The following is a 14,732-nucleotide window of genomic DNA, read 5'->3' on the forward strand; positions in this document are numbered from 1 at the left end:
GCGAGCGTCGTCGCTACTGAACTTGATCAGGCGATGTCGGGCGATTGCCTGACAAGTGACGTTGCTGAGGACACCTCGACCATTCGCGCTGGCACCACACCTCGCGCCATGGCCACCATCCGCAACCTCGCCATCGGCACCCTGAAGATCCTCGGAGCCGACAACATCGCGAAGACCACCCGCGCCATCCGCCACGAACCCGAACGAGCACTCGCCATCCTGGGCATCACCAACAACCCGGACACTCACGGAACTTGATCAAGCCCTGACCCATACGTCGGACGTGGACCACTGCCGTTCTCCCACCCCGCTGATCGCATACGGCGTTCTGTCGTGCCGGCTGGGTTTCTTCGCCCGATTCCTGGACGCCCGTTCCCCATTGCCATCGATACTCAGGTCCGGGATGTGGATCACTATGGATCGGTTTCAACAGGATGCCTCATCACTTCAAGCACACTGCTGACTACGGGGCCACTGCGAAGGAGAGCAGAACGAGCAGGCAGGTATTCGTGAACGCCCTGGAAGGATCTTTTCCATGTCGCGCACGACTACGACTCGGCCGGCAAACGGGATCACAGGACACCGGATTCGAACAAGTTGCTCTGGCTGAGGGAAATGGATGGGCTCCTCGGCTCTGAGGCCGAGGAACCCACCAATTCGTGGCCGCCTGATCAAGGCCGCCAATTTAAGGCCACCCATTCAAGGGTCCAAACGCGGCCAGTTTTCAGAAGCCCAGCTTCCAGAGCTGGGATCCGCCGTTGCCGCAGGAATGCAGGGAGGCGTTGTTGCTCACGCACAGGCCGGGTTCGAAGGTGCTCTGGAGCTTGACCTGGTTCCAGCTCGACCCGACAGCGTTCCAGAGTCCGGCGTGGAGGCCGTCGCCGCCGAGGCACGAGTCGGTGCGCAGGCGGAAGTTGATGTCGAACCTCAGGCACCGTCCGGTCGCCTTGTTCTGCAGCTGGACCACGTCACTGGACGTGTGGCGAGCGAAGAGCGGGGTCCAGGTCTGGTAGTCGTTCCCCGTCGAGCAGCCGCCCATGTAGACCTGGCCGTCCCAGTTACTGTCCAGGCATTGCCCGTTCTCCCAGTTGCGCAGGAGGTTCGGCCCGACGTATGCGGACGCGCTGCTCGCGTTCATGAGGGACAGTCCCATGAAAAGCCCGAGAGCGAGAATCGCCGCCCATCCGCGACGCGCGAAATTCCCCAGGTTCGGGGTTCGAGTGCGAGCTAATGTGCCACCCATGTCAATTCCTTCCACTGGCAGTCTTTCTGCAAGTAACCTTGAGAGGTCCGCCATGACGGTATGAATCGGCCAGACCCCTGTTTCCTTTTCTTTCTCCTACCCTCCTCTTCCTTGCGTGCTGTATGAGGTGCCCAATGACCAGACGGTTTCAGTGGGTCGCATGGTGTAAGTCACATTCCCGATGTGGCACCCGGCGTTCCGATCGCCCGTCCGACCTGACCGCGACTGGACCTGAGCGACGGCTCCGGGTGACGAGCTTGTGCACTTCCACTTCGTGCCCGCGGCCGCCGTCTCCAGGTCGTCCAGGAGGGCGAGGTCGACGTACGGCGACCGCTCGGGCTCGGCCACCGCCGGCTCCTCCTCCTCGACGACCGTCGGTGCGAAACTGGGCGGCGTTCGAGGCGACGATCTCGCCCGTCTTGTCGATGTACTCCTCCACGGTGTGCATGCCGCGGAACTGCATCACGCTGCGGGTGACCTCGCGCTCCCAGGACCCGTCGCCGAGATGGGCGCCGCCGGTGCTGATGGCCGGCTCGTAGGACAGCGCCGTGACGAACCACGGCTCCAGGTCGGGGAGCGCGGCCGTTGGTTCGCCGGAGCGCAGGATGAAGTGGGGACCTCGTCGGTGAGGACCGGCCTGGGGCATCACCGACAGCCCGCCCCTACCAGGAACTTGAAACCGCCCTGCCCAGCCACGACGTACCCCTTCTCTACGATCAGGGGGCTGATTGCTGTGCAGGCGGAACGGGCGCTGGCCGGGCTGGAGCAGGACGGGGGCAGGAGCGCAGGCCCGGCCGGGGGCCGGGCCGCGCGCGGGGAGCGGAGCGAGCCGCCTTGATGAGCGTAGAGAAAATTCGGAGCGGTGCTCAAAGGGACGTGGCGACCGTGGTCCGTCCTGGCATCACGCGCCAGGACGGACCGCAACGACAGTCGGCAGGAGTCGGCTGGTGAAGCCCTCGACGCACAGCCGCTCGTAAGCGGCAACGATGGTGTCCCGCACAACCTGCTCGATGGCCAGACCCCACACCGGGAAGACGAGCACTCGTTGCAGGGCGCCCACGATCATGTCGATCACCATGCGAGCGTCCCCGATGGAGTCGGCGTACTACTCCAAGCCCATCGGCGTGGACGCGCACGCCACCTCGACCTCGGCCCAGAGCTTCCGCATCATGGCGTACGACCGCCGCTCTTCGTACGGCTTGCTCACGAGCAGGACCGACGAGACCGTGATGCCGGCCTCGACCAGCACCGCTTTCGTGAACTCGGTGTTCTCGGCGGTGGTTGTGGCGCGCGGCTCCAGCAACACGGCGGAGTCGGGCACCCCGAGCTGCAACGCCCGCTCGCGGTAGTGGACAGCCTCCCCGCGCGGCATGCGCGCTCGGGTCGCGGGGCTGGTGGACCCGGTGAACACGATGACCGGCGCCATGCCCTGGTGGTACAGCTCCGCTGTCACATCGGCGACGCCGAGGTGATGAGTGGCAGGAACACGGCGCGCTCTTCACGCGCCCGGACGGCCGGCCGATAGACCCGCGCGACGACTGGGAGGAATTCAAAGAACTGCTCGAAGAAGCCGGAATCGAGGACCGCCGCCAGCACGAAGGCAGTCGCCACACCGCCGGGACGATCCTCAACGAACCGGGCGTGGACCTCCCCACGATCATGGAGATCCTTCGGCACTCCCAGATCGGCCAGACCCGCCGCTATGTCAAGGGCAGATCGCACCTCGCCAAGGCCGCCATGGTCCGCATGGGAGACACCTTCATGCCCAGCCCGGAACCTGCACCAGAGCCCGCCCCGAAGTCCGCCCCGAAACCGGCGTCTGAGACCACAACTGAGACCGCCGACAGCCGCGCGGCCCGCGCCCGGCGCCACCGTCGCGTCCGCTGAACGCAAAACCCCAGGCCAGAGAACATCTGGCCTGGGGCAGCAAGAGAGCCCCCTGTCGGATTCGAACCGACGACCTACGCATTACAAGTGCGTTGCTCTGGCCATCTGAGCTAAGGAGGCGCGCGCGGTCGCGTTCGGATCCGCGCCCGTGCAGTGTACCCACGTCACAGCCGCTCCCTGTCGAAAATTTCCGCGAAGTTCACAGTGGTCCAGGTGCTGACAGAACACGTGAACGGCAGGTACCGTCCAGAGCCAGTCCACTCGTGTGGACTACACCACCACCTTCCTACAACGGATCGTCCGGCACGTTCCTGCCGGTAGAAGGGGGCCTACGAGCCATGGCCACTGTTACTTTCGACCAGGCGACCCGGATCTACCCGGGTTCCACCAAGCCCGCCGTCGACAAGCTCGACATCGCGATCGAGGACGGCGAGTTCCTCGTCCTGGTCGGCCCGTCCGGTTGCGGCAAGTCCACCTCGCTCCGCATGCTCGCGGGGCTCGAGGACGTCAACGGCGGCGCCATCCGCATCGGTGACCGCGACGTCACGCACCTGCCGCCGAAGGACCGGGACATCGCCATGGTGTTCCAGAACTACGCGCTCTACCCGCACATGACCGTCGCCGACAACATGGGCTTCGCGCTCAAGATCGCCGGCGTCAACAAGGCGGAGATCCGGCAGAAGGTCGAAGAAGCCGCGAAGATCCTCGACCTCACCGAGTACCTGGACCGCAAGCCGAAGGCCCTCTCCGGTGGTCAGCGCCAGCGTGTCGCCATGGGTCGTGCCATCGTGCGTGAGCCCCAGGTCTTCCTCATGGACGAGCCGCTGTCGAACCTCGACGCCAAGCTCCGCGTCTCGACCCGTACGCAGATCGCGTCGCTCCAGCGCCGCCTCGGCATCACCACCGTCTACGTCACCCACGACCAGGTCGAGGCCATGACGATGGGCGACCGTGTGGCGGTCCTCAAGGACGGTCTGCTCCAGCAGGTCGACACCCCGCGCAACATGTACGACCGCCCGGCCAACCTCTTCGTCGCTGGCTTCATCGGTTCCCCGGCCATGAACCTGGTCGAGGTCCCGATCACCGACGGCGGTGTGAAGTTCGGCAACAGCGTCGTCCCGGTCAACCGTGACGCCCTGAAGGCCGCCTCCGACAAGGGCGACCGCACGGTCACCGTCGGTGTCCGCCCTGAGCACTTCGACATCGTCGAGCACAACGGCGCCGCCGCCTCCGCCCTCTCCAAGGACAGCGAGGACGCCCCGGCCGGCCTCGCCGTCACCGTCAACGTCGTCGAGGAGCTCGGCGCCGACGGCTTCGTCTACGGCACCGCCGAGGTCGGCGGCGAGACCAAGGACCTCGTGGTCCGCGTCAACGGCCGCCAGGTCCCGGACAAGGGCGCCACGCTGCACGTCGTGCCGCGCCCGGGCGAGAACCACGTGTTCTCGACCTCCACCGGCGAGCGCCTCTCCGACTGAGCCGCTGAAGCCGACCGAGCTGACTGAGCTGACTGAGCTGACTGAGCCGTACGGCCCCAGGGCCGCACGTCGGCAAACCCCCGACCAGGGATGATTCACCCAGGTTGACGAAGAGGGCCCCGCAAACGTCTGCGGGGCCCTCTTCGCTGTGCACAACTACCCCGGCAAACACCCCCATTTCGACCAGCGTGCGTCAACACACCAACTCGAACACGGCGCTTCGACATCCCCCGTATCGGTGACCAAATGTCGCCATTTCACTACCCCGCGCTACCCTCACTCGCGTGAAGCACACCCATACCCACACTCAACGGACGCGGCACGGCCGCGGCCCCGCTCGTCGGATCGGCCGCTCCCTCGCCCTCGTCCTGCCCGTCGTCATGGTCCTCTCCGGCACCCTCGCGGTCACCCGGGTCAACTGGTCGGGCAGCGGCTCCTCGCCGTCGGTCCTCGCCGCCTCGGACGTCTCCTCCGCCGAGGTCGCCCACCGGCCCAAGGCCCTCGCCCCGCACGAGGTGCTGCGCGACAAGCTCCTCGTGGAGCTCCAGGAGAAGAACCCCGGCGTCGCCCTCACCCACCTCCAGCAGGCAGTGAACGGCCGCCCCTCCCTGGCCCGGCACTGCACGTCCATCGCCCACGCCCTCGGCCGCGCCGCGGTCCGCGCGTACGGCCCCTCGCGCGCCCAGTCCTACGCCCGCCCGGTCTGCGACACCTCCTTCGCGACGGGAGTGGCCGCACAACACACCTGAGCCGCCCCTGGGGCCGCCCACCGGGCAGCCGGAAAGCGCAAGAGTGCCCAGGACTGCCCAGGAGCGCCCAGGCCTGACCCAGGACGCCCAGGACTCCGACGGCACACAGGGCTCGTGCAGGGCTCGCACCCCCGTTTCTCACCCCGTTTCACCGATCCCCAGGGCCGTGCTCCCGCGAACGGGGCGCCACGTACAGTTCGGGTCATGACCGATCCGAACGCCGCGTCGCGCCCCGTTCAAGCCGTGGTCCTGGCCGGTGGCCAGGGCTCCCGGCTGCGTCCGTACACCGATGACCGGCCCAAGCCCATGGTCGAGATCCCCGGCACCGGCACGCCGATCATCGGCCATCAGCTCGCCTGGCTCGCCGAGGAGGGCGTGACCGATGTGGTCGTCTCCTGCGGCCATCTCGCCGACGTCCTCGAGAAGTGGCTGGACTCGGCCGACCTGCCGGTCCGCGTCACCACGGTCGTCGAGACGGAACCCCTGGGCCGCGGCGGCGGCCTCAAGTACGCCGCCTCCCATCTCCCCCACCCGGACCGCCCCTGGTACGCGACGAACGGCGACATCTGGACCCGTTTCTCGCTGCGCGACATGGCGGACTTCCACGCCGAGCGCGACGCCCTCGCCACGCTCGCCCTCGCCCGCCCGCGCATCCCGTGGGGCGCCGTGAAGACGGACGGCTTCGGCCGCGTCACCGACTTCATCGAGGCCCCGCCGACGACGTACGAGATCAACGCGGGCGTCTACGTCTTCTCCCCCGAGTTCGCGGGCCTGCTCCCCGAGCGCGGCGACCACGAACGCACCACGTTCCCCCGCCTGGCCCGCGAACGCCGCCTGGCCGGCTTCCCCATCCCCCAGGGCGCGTACTGGCGGGCCATCGACACGGCCAAGGACCTGACGGAGGCGGCCAGAGAACTGGCGGCGCTGGGGCGCTAGAACACTGGCGGGGAGTTAGAAAACTGGCGGGAAGCTAGAACACTGGCGGGGCCCTAGAGCGGCGCCGGTGGAACGTCAGGGGGCCGGTGGGGGCGCCAGGGCATCTGTCAGGGCCACGGGGCGGCTGCATGTCTTCAGGGGCGCGGGGAACTGCGCGACAAGCCACGACGAACCCGCACCCGCCAACCCACGCCCCCCACCCCCACGCCAACCCGCACCACACCACACCGAACTCAAAGGCGCATCCCCCACCCACAACTCCCACCCACACCAAAGGGCCCCACACACCGTGCGGGGCCCTTGGCCGTACGACGACCGACTACCGGCTACCGGCTACCGGCTACCGGCTACCGGCTACCCGAGCAACCCACCCACCAGCCCCGGCTGCCCACTCGACGAACTACCGCCCCCGGCACCCCCCGTGGCCGTACCCCCACTGGAAGTCGGCCCGGCAGTAGTGCTGGGTGCTTGCTGCACCGGTGCCGACTGTCGCGGCGGCACCTGCCCAGCCGTACCCTGCGAGGTCTGACTCGGCTGCCCCCCGTTCACCGCACCGGTGTCCTGCGTGGCCCCGGGCGTGGCCGTCTGCGTGGGACTCGCCGAAGTCGCCCCCGCGCTGGGCGCGCCGGAGGCTTCAGGCGTCCGCTTCTTCTTGCCGGGCTCACCCGGCAACGGCGACCCCGGCAGTTCGTTGCGCGGGGCCTCCCCGGGCCCGGGGACGACGATCCGGTCGGCGTCCCGCACGGCTCCACCGAGCAGCGACCCGATGAGCAGCGTCAGCCCCACGGCGATCGTGGTCACGAGCGCCCCTCGCCGCAGCACATACCGCCGCAGCTCCCAGATGTCGGCGCGCGGCCCGAGCGTCCGCCAGGCGCCGCCCGCGAGCCGCGCGTCGAGCGAGTACACCGGCGCGCCCGCGATGATCAGCGGGGACCAGGCGGCGAGGTAGATGATGTCGGGGGTGTCGTAGACGGGAACCGTCTTCCAGCTCACCGTCACCAGCAGCGCGGCCGACAGCAGCGCACCGAACACGGCCGCGAGCCGCTGCCACAGCCCGAGCACCGTGACAACACCGGCGATGACCTGTGCGAAGGCGATGACGAGCCCCGCGCCCACGGGGTGCTCCAGCGCGAACTGCCGCAGCGGCTCGGCGACTTCCCACGGGTGCAGCGTGTTCAGCCACTTCACCATGGACCCGCGCTTGCCGCCGTCGAAGTAGACGGGGTCGCAGAGCTTGCCCATGCCGGCGTAGATGGAGATGAACCCGAGGAAGACGCGGAGCGGGAGCAGCACCACGCCGAGGTTCATCCGGCGGCCGGGGTAGTAGGAGTGCCGGACGGGGTCGCCGCCGTGCCGCCGCGAGGGAGAGGAGCCCTCCCGGTCCTCCCGACCCTCCCGGTCCTCGTACAGCGGTTCCTCGAACTCCCCGGCGGTGTAGGCCGGTTCGTCGTACGCGCTGCCGACGCCGCGCATCGCGGGCAGCAGCCGGGTGCCGGCGCCGGCGTGGTCCTCGTGGGTGCGCTGACTGCCGACGATGGGGGTCTCGACCGTCTCGACGGTCAGGTCACCGCCGTACCCCCTGGCGCCCGTGTCGTCGACGCGCGGGATGACCTGGGTGGAGCCCGTGTCGCCCAGCGGGTCGGGGCCGCGGTGGCCGACGCCCGCGCCGCGCACGGCCTGCAGCAGGCGGTGGGCTCCGGTGTCGTCCGGCGCGGACTTCCCGCTCCAGACGACCGGCGCACGTCGGCGCCCGGCGGCGGGCGCGGCGGACGACCGGCCCGCCGTGCCCACGACGGGCATCCGCGCGGTGTTGTCGGCGGCGCTCAAGTGCCGTGCGATGAGCGGGGTTTGGGCCCGCGTGCCGGTACCGCCCAACTGCACGCGGAAACTCGCGTGATTGACGATGACCTGCGCCGGATCGCTCGGCACCTTCACCATGCTCAGAGCGGGAGCTTCGTCGAATCCCGAGTCGAATCCCGACGAGCGGCCCCCCGTGGGTGTACGGGGTGTTCTGGTGTCCACACTCATCTAACCGAGTGACGTGTCGTTAGGACACTGCTTTGACCGCCCCGATCTGTCCGGACCGCGTCAAGGTGATCGACTACACCCGGAACCCCCAGTTGAGGGCCGCTTCACACCGCCCCCGCACCCGTCCCACACCCGTGCCACGCCCGCTCCACGCGCGACTTCTACGCCCGACGCCGAGCCGCCTCGTACAGCACGACCCCAGCCGCGACACCGGCGTTCAACGACTCCGCCCCACCCGGCATGGGAATCCGAACCCGGAAGTCACAGGTCTCGCCGACGAGGCGCGACAGGCCCTTGCCCTCACTGCCGACCACGATCACGACGGGACCGTCGAGGGCCTCCAGTTCGCCCACCTCGACCTCGCCGTCCGCGGCCAGGCCGACCACGACGACGCCCGCCTTCTTGTACGCCTCCAGCGCGCGCGTCAGGTTGGTGGCGCGGGCGACGGGCGTACGGGCGGCCGTACCGGCGGAGGTCTTCCAGGCGCCGGCGGTCATGCCGGCCGCGCGCCGCTCGGGTACGACGACTCCGTGGCCGCCGAACGCGGAGACGGACCGGACGACGGCGCCGAGGTTGCGCGGGTCGGTGACCCCGTCGAGCGCGACGATCAGCGGGTCCTCGCCGTCGTCGTGCGCGGCGGCGACCAGGTCCTCGGGGTGCGCGTACTCGTACGGCGGGACCTGGAGGACGAGGCCCTGGTGGTTGAGGCCGTTGGTCATGCGGTCCAGCTCGGGGCGGGGCGCCTCCATGAGGTTGATGCCGCCGCGCTCGGCCGCGAGCTGCAGCGCCTCACGCACCCGCTCGTCGTTGTCGATGAACTGCTGGACGTAGAGCGTCGACGCGGGCACGCCCTCGCGCAACGCCTCGACGACGGGGTTACGGCCGACGACCATCTCGGACGTGCCCTTGCCGCCACGGCCGCGCGGCGCCGGGCGGCGCGCGGCCTGCTTCGCCTTGGCGTTCGCGATGCGGTTCGCCTTGTGCTTCTTGCGCATCTCGGCGGGCGGCGTCGGGCCCTTGCCCTCGAGACCCTTGCGCCGCTGGCCGCCACTGCCGACCTGCGCGCCCTTCTTGCCGGACATGCGGCGGTTGTTAGCGGCCATGACCTACCCGTCTGTGTGATGCGTACCTGTGTACGTTTTCAGCGTGCGTATTCAGTGTGCGTAATGAATTGTGCCGCCCGGATACCCGGACGGCACAATCGATCATGCGGATCGCCCTTGTGGACCGCGACGACTCAGCGCGGGCCGAGCGTCCAGCGCGGCCCCTGCGGGCTGTCCTCGATGACGAGCCCGGACTGGTTGAGCTGGTCACGGATGGCGTCCGCGGTGCCCCAGTCCTTTCGGGCGCGGGCGGATTCGCGCTGGTCGAGCACGAGGCGTACGAGGCTGTCGACCACCCCGTGCAGATCCTCGCCGCGGTCCGTCTCACCAGCCCAGTGCGGGTCGAACGGGTCGAGGCCCAGCACGCCGAGCATGGCCCGCACCTCGGCCAGCCTGGCCACGGCGGCTTCCTTGTCGTCGGCGGCGAGGGCGGAGTTGCCCTGCCGGACGGTGGTGTGCACGACGGCGAGCGCCTGCGGCACCCCGAGGTCGTCGTCCATGGCCTCGGCGAAGGCGGGCGGCACCTCGGCGGCGGGCTCGACGGCGCCCCCCGCCTTCTCGACGACGCGCTGCACGAATCCTTCGATCCGGGCGAACGCCGACTCGGCCTCGCGCAGGGCCTCCTCGCTGTACTCGATCATCGAGCGGTAGTGCGGGGTGCCGAGGTAGTAGCGCAGGACGATGGGCCGCCAGGTCTTGACCATCTCGGAGACGAGGACGCTGTTGCCCAGCGACTTGGACATCTTCTCGCCGCTCATGGTGACCCAGGCGTTGTGCACCCAGTAGGCGGCGAAGTCGTCGCCGTAGGCCTTGGCCTGGGCGATCTCGTTCTCGTGGTGCGGGAAGATCAGGTCGAGGCCGCCGCCGTGGATGTCGAAGGCGGAGCCCAGGTACTTGTGGGCCATGGCCGAGCACTCCAGGTGCCAGCCGGGGCGGCCCCGTCCCCACGGCGTCTCCCAGTCGGGCTCGCCCGGCTTGGTCGCCTTCCACATGGCGAAGTCGCGGGGGTCGCGCTTGCCGGTGATGCCCTCCTCGGCGGGCTGGCGCAGGTCGTCGATGTCCTGGTTGGACAGCGTCAGATAGCCGGGGAACGAGCGCACGTCGAAGTAGACGCTGCCGTCCGCCTCGTACGCGTGACCGCGCTCGATGAGGCCGCGCATCATCTCGATCATCTCGGTGACATGGCCGGTGGCGCGGGGCTCGTACGTCGGCGGCAGGCAACCCAGCGACTGGTAGCCGTCGTTGAAGGCGCGCTCGTTCTCGTAGCCGATCGACCACCAGGGGCGGCCCTGGTCGACGGCCTTGGCGATGATCTTGTCGTCGATGTCCGTGACGTTGCGGATGAACGTCACGTCGTAGCCGCGGTACTCGAACCAGCGGCGCATGATGTCGAAGTTGAGGCCCGAGCGGATGTGCCCGATGTGCGGGGCGGCCTGCACGGTGGCACCACACAGGTAGATCGAGACACAACCCGGCTTGAGGGGGGTGAAGTCACGGATCTGCCGGGCGCTGGTGTCGTACAGCCGAATAGTCACGCCTACAGGGTAGTGGCCCCCGGCCACTACGAGACCCAGGGAGGGATGTTGTGTCGGCCGCGGGCCGGTGGGGGGCCTGTCGCACGACGAACCCGCACCCCACCCACCCGAGCTCTCAGGCGCGGCGGGGTCGCTCAGCGCACCCGCACGACCAACGCCGTGGCCACCGCCATCAGTCCTTCCCCCCGCCCCGGAAAACCCAGCCCATCCGTCGTCGCCCCGGACACCGACACCGGCGCGCCCGCTGCCTCCGAGAGGATCTTCTGAGCCTCCGCGCGCCGCTTCCCGATCTTGGGCCGGGGCCCGACGACCTGGACGGCGACGTTGCCGATGGTGAACCCGGCCGCGCGGACGATACGCGCGGCCTCCGTCAGCAGCGTCACCCCGGACGCCCCGGACCACTCCGGCCGCCCGGTACCGAAGTGCTGCCCCAGATCACCCAGCCCGGCCGCCGAGAACAGCGCGTTGCACGCGGCATGCGCGACGACGTCCGCGTCGGAGTGGCCGGCCAGCCCCGGCCCCTCGCCCTCCCACTTCAGCCCGGCGCACCACAGCTCCCGCCCCTCCTCGAAGGCGTGGATGTCGGTCCCGATCCCGACCTGCGGCAGCACCATCGCGGGCACCGGCGGTGTCTCAGAAGCCATCGTTGAGCCTCCTGCGCGCCAGAACCGCCTCCGCCAGCACCAGATCGAGCGGCCGCGTCACCTTGAACGCCTCCTCGTGCCCGGGCACGACCACGACGCTCAGGCCCAGCTGCTCGACCATGCTCGCGTCGTCGGTGACGTTCTCGGTGACCGTCTCGTGCGCCCGGATCAGCGTCGCCCGGTCGAATCCCTGCGGGGTCTGCACGGCCCGCAGCCGCGCGCGCTCCGGTGTGGCGACGACGGGCTCCGGCTCCCCGGGCACCGCCGCCGGCTCGACCTCCTTGACCGTGTCCGCGAGGGGCAGCGCCGGCACCACGGCCGGGGCTCCCTCCCGTACGGCCTCGATCACGGCGTCGACCGTGTCGACCGGGACGAGCGGCCGGGCCGCGTCGTGGACCAGCACGATGTCGTGGCCGGGCGGCAGCGCGTCCAGGCCGAGCTTCACCGACTCCTGGCGGGACTCCCCCCCGGGTACGACGAGGAAGTCCGTCCGCTCGGGCAGCGCGTGCGCGTCGAGCAGGCTCTTGACCTCGGCGGCACCGTCGGGCGGCGCCACGACGATCACGAGGGAGACGCCGCGGGAGGCGGCCATGGCACGTACCGCGTGGATGAGCATCGGGGTGCCGTTCAGCGCGCGAAGCGCTTTGGGGGCGCCCGGGCCGAGGCGCACGCCCCGACCTGCGGCCGGAATCACTGCCGCTGTACGGGCCCCGGCACTGGCCTCCGTACGAGCCCCGGAAGGCGTAGGGCGCGAATCGTCAGACATCGGTTCCTGTCAGGTTTGTGTGCTCGGCCTAGGTGGGTATGGCCTCACCGTGCCGGGCGCGACGCGCTTGACCGGACCCTTCCGTGACATCTGGTCGAGCCGGCTGCCCGGGCCCGGCACGCCAGTATCGGGGGAATCCCCGCAGATGTACGACACCGGGGCACGACTTCGGGACATCGGGCGCGCCGACGGCGTAGCGAAGTCTCCCGGAAACGGACATGCCGCAGCGCCCGGCGACAGCTGATGCGTCATCGGGCACCGCGGCATTTCACTGCTCAGTGCGTTGACTGTGCTCGTATCCATGTGCGCATGGCATTGCGTGGGTCATGTGCACATGGCGCCGAGCGGATCCGCGCCTGAAACCCGCGCCTGGAAATCAGGACGCGAGCCTGACATCAGGACGCGAGGACCTCGTCGAGCAGTGCCTCGGCCTTGTCCTCGTTGGTGTTCTCCGCGAGGGCGAGCTCGCTCACCAGGATCTGGCGGGCCTTGGCGAGCATGCGCTTCTCACCTGCGGAGAGGCCACGCTCACGCTCACGACGCCACAGGTCACGGACGACTTCCGCGACCTTGATGACATCGCCGGAGGCGAGCTTCTCCAGGTTTGCCTTGTAGCGGCGAGACCAGTTCGTGGGCTCCTCGGCATACGGCGCGCGCAGCACCTCGAAGACCCGGTCCAGCCCATCCTGACCGACCACATCACGCACGCCGACGAACTCCGCATTGTCCGCTGGCACACGCACTGTCAGGTCGCCCTGGGCGACCTTGAGCACCAAGTAGGTCTTGTCCACGCCTTTGATCTGGCGAGTTTCGATGGCCTCGATCAGCGCGGCCCCGTGATGGGGATAGACCACGGTGTCGCCAACCTTGAACGTCATGTGACAGGTACCCCTTCCGTGGCTATCCAGGGTAACACGGAAACTGCGGGTTCTGAATGGCGTTTTCGCAGGTCAGGGCATATCTCGGGGCTTGACAACAGCAACAGGAACGTGCTGCGGGGGGCGAACGGAAGAGGGTATTCGCAGGTCGGAGCGGCTCTCCGGGCGGGGCGAAACGCGCACGTCACACACATCCGGAGGGCCCAGCGACTGCCCGAACGCCCCACTTTGTCCGACTCCAAGAGTGCGACTTCCGCTACTCCGTTCGGTGAGTGCGGTCGGGTACGAGACGAATCCGGAATTGATCAAGGAGTTCGGTTCTGCGGGTGATCCGTCGGTGATCCATCAGTGATCTGTCCACGATCTGCGGACGATCTGCCGGTGATCGATTTTCCGCGCCGCCATGCATTCCTTACGGGAAATCCGGGGGCGGTACGGAAGAGATCCGCGGCGGTTATGTGAATGGCGGACCACCCCTGTGGGCGCCCGCGTCCACTAAATGCGAGTCCCCCTGGTCGGACCAAGCCGGTGTCTTGGGGAGGGTCGGGTGCGGCGGCGGCGGAACGGCTCGGTAACCTAAGGCCGCTGACAGACGCTTAGGGCGGTTTTACAGCCGTGGGGCCGCCCGAACCCGTACCGATCGCCCGCCCCGTTCCGCCCACGTTCAAGGAGTTGCCGCCGCCGTGAGCAGCAGCCTTCGACACGGCGCCCTCGCCGCCGCCGCCATCGCGTTCTCGATCGCCTCGCTCGCCGCGTGCGGCGCCGGCAACAACGCTCAGACGCTCCAGGTCAGGCCCGACAACGCGGCCACGGCCGTGGGCGACATCAAGATCCAGAACGCGATCGTGGTGACCCAGCCCGACCCGGAGTCGACGGGTCCGGCCGTGATCTCCGCGACCGTCTTCAACAACGGCAGCACCGACCAGACGCTCGACTCCATCACCGTGGACGAGGGCGGCAAGACCGCCGAGCTGAAGCCCGCCAAGGACCAGGCGTCCAAGGGCGCCAAGATCGTGGTCCCGGCCGGCGGTTCGGTCATCATCGGCGGCAAGGACAACGCCTCCGCGGTGCTGACGAGCGTCGGTGACGCCGTCAAGGACGGCAACGCGCAGAAGATCACCTTCAGCTTCAGCAAGACCGGTGACGTCGGCCTCGCCGCGTTCGTCGTCCCCGCCGAGAGCTACTTCGAGAAGTGGGGCCCGACCGACATCCCCGAGGTCCCCGCCGCGAGCGCCGAGCCGACCGACTCGGCCTCCCCCTCCGGGTCCCCCACGGGCACCGCCGAGGAGGAGGACCAGGCCGCCGCGGGCTCGGAGGCCTCCCCGTCCAACTCGGCCTCGGAGTCCAGCGAGGCCGCGGGCCACTGAGCCCCGCACCCACGCAGACACACGAAAGGGCGGCGCCCCCCGGCTGGGGGGGGCGCCGCCCTTCGTCGTACGCCGTACATCCTGTGCACGGCCCCATCGCCTATCGGCGTACGAACCGTGG

12 protein-coding genes, 1 tRNA gene and 2 pseudogenes are annotated in these 14,732 nt (G+C 69.1%); 6 read left to right on the forward strand and 9 right to left on the reverse strand.

Translation table 11 applies throughout. From position 1 onward, the window contains the following. The first annotated feature begins 108 nt into the window (after nucleotides 1-108). Complete coding sequence (locus tag SGFS_RS27365) at nucleotides 109-258, forward strand: hypothetical protein (RefSeq protein WP_229879345.1); 150 nt, start codon at nucleotides 109-111, stop codon at nucleotides 256-258. Nucleotides 259-724: 466 nt separating this feature from the next. Here the strand turns inward: SGFS_RS27365 and SGFS_RS27370 are convergent, their stop codons facing one another. Beyond that, nucleotides 725-1,138, reverse strand: a complete 414-nt coding sequence (locus SGFS_RS27370) for an RICIN domain-containing protein (RefSeq protein WP_286254205.1) — start codon at nucleotides 1,136-1,138, stop codon at nucleotides 725-727. Nucleotides 1,139-2,144: 1,006 nt separating this feature from the next. Further along, nucleotides 2,145-2,720 (reverse strand): annotated as a pseudogene (locus SGFS_RS27375) (YdcF family protein); the annotation flags it as partial. Here SGFS_RS27375 and SGFS_RS27380 point away from each other — a divergent pair. Beyond that, nucleotides 2,699-3,130, forward strand: a pseudogene (locus SGFS_RS27380) (tyrosine-type recombinase/integrase); the annotation flags it as partial. The pseudogenes SGFS_RS27375 and SGFS_RS27380 sit on opposite strands and share 22 nt — an antisense overlap. A gap of 46 nt (nucleotides 3,131-3,176) precedes the next feature. Here the strand turns inward: SGFS_RS27380 and SGFS_RS27385 are convergent. After that, a tRNA-Thr gene (locus SGFS_RS27385) sits at nucleotides 3,177-3,250 on the reverse strand. Nucleotides 3,251-3,468: 218 nt separating this feature from the next. On the opposite strand from SGFS_RS27385, the gene SGFS_RS27390 reads away from it, so the two are divergent. The 3 genes from SGFS_RS27390 to SGFS_RS27400 all read left to right on the forward strand — a co-directional run bounded on the left by SGFS_RS27390 (nucleotide 3,469) and on the right by SGFS_RS27400 (nucleotide 6,290). After that, nucleotides 3,469-4,605, forward strand: coding sequence for an ABC transporter ATP-binding protein (locus SGFS_RS27390; protein WP_286254206.1), 1,137 nt, complete (start codon nucleotides 3,469-3,471; stop codon nucleotides 4,603-4,605). Between the two features lie 284 nt (nucleotides 4,606-4,889). Next, nucleotides 4,890-5,354 carry a hypothetical protein gene (locus SGFS_RS27395; protein WP_286254208.1) on the forward strand — a complete coding sequence of 155 codons (465 nt, stop codon included), beginning with the start codon at nucleotides 4,890-4,892 and terminating at the stop codon, nucleotides 5,352-5,354. 204 nt (nucleotides 5,355-5,558) lie between these two features. Then, complete coding sequence (locus tag SGFS_RS27400) at nucleotides 5,559-6,290, forward strand: nucleotidyltransferase family protein (protein WP_286254210.1); 732 nt, start codon at nucleotides 5,559-5,561, stop codon at nucleotides 6,288-6,290. Between the two features lie 354 nt (nucleotides 6,291-6,644). Here SGFS_RS27400 and SGFS_RS27405 read toward each other — a convergent pair whose 3' ends face one another. The 6 genes from SGFS_RS27405 to SGFS_RS27430 all read right to left on the reverse strand — a co-directional run bounded on the left by SGFS_RS27405 (nucleotide 6,645) and on the right by SGFS_RS27430 (nucleotide 13,244). Then, nucleotides 6,645-8,318 carry a DoxX family protein gene (locus tag SGFS_RS27405; protein WP_286254211.1) on the reverse strand — a complete coding sequence of 558 codons (1,674 nt, stop codon included), beginning with the start codon at nucleotides 8,316-8,318 and terminating at the stop codon, nucleotides 6,645-6,647. A gap of 161 nt (nucleotides 8,319-8,479) precedes the next feature. Next, on the reverse strand, nucleotides 8,480-9,421 hold the full coding sequence (gene rlmB, locus SGFS_RS27410) for a 23S rRNA (guanosine(2251)-2'-O)-methyltransferase RlmB (RefSeq protein WP_286254212.1): 942 nt from the start codon (nucleotides 9,419-9,421) through the stop codon (nucleotides 8,480-8,482). Between the two features lie 134 nt (nucleotides 9,422-9,555). After that, on the reverse strand, nucleotides 9,556-10,956 hold the full coding sequence (gene cysS, locus SGFS_RS27415) for a cysteine--tRNA ligase (protein WP_286254213.1): 1,401 nt from the start codon (nucleotides 10,954-10,956) through the stop codon (nucleotides 9,556-9,558). 134 nt (nucleotides 10,957-11,090) lie between these two features. Beyond that, nucleotides 11,091-11,600, reverse strand: a complete 510-nt coding sequence (gene ispF, locus SGFS_RS27420; protein ID WP_286254214.1) for a 2-C-methyl-D-erythritol 2,4-cyclodiphosphate synthase — start codon at nucleotides 11,598-11,600, stop codon at nucleotides 11,091-11,093. Then, nucleotides 11,590-12,366 carry a 2-C-methyl-D-erythritol 4-phosphate cytidylyltransferase gene (gene ispD / locus SGFS_RS27425; RefSeq protein ID WP_286254215.1) on the reverse strand — a complete coding sequence of 259 codons (777 nt, stop codon included), beginning with the start codon at nucleotides 12,364-12,366 and terminating at the stop codon, nucleotides 11,590-11,592. The genes ispF and ispD overlap by 11 nt, the downstream gene beginning before the upstream one ends. Nucleotides 12,367-12,761: 395 nt before the next feature. Next, nucleotides 12,762-13,244 carry a CarD family transcriptional regulator gene (locus tag SGFS_RS27430; protein WP_003953493.1) on the reverse strand — a complete coding sequence of 161 codons (483 nt, stop codon included), beginning with the start codon at nucleotides 13,242-13,244 and terminating at the stop codon, nucleotides 12,762-12,764. 683 nt (nucleotides 13,245-13,927) lie between these two features. On the opposite strand from SGFS_RS27430, the gene SGFS_RS27435 reads away from it, so the two are divergent. Continuing rightward, entirely contained in the window at nucleotides 13,928-14,611 is a 684-nt protein-coding gene (locus tag SGFS_RS27435) for a copper chaperone PCu(A)C (protein WP_286254216.1), read from the forward strand. The last annotated feature ends 121 nt before the right edge of the window (nucleotides 14,612-14,732 follow it).

This window comes from Streptomyces graminofaciens, from assembly GCF_030294945.1.
Taxonomy (GTDB): Bacteria; Actinomycetota; Actinomycetes; order Streptomycetales; family Streptomycetaceae; genus Streptomyces; species Streptomyces graminofaciens.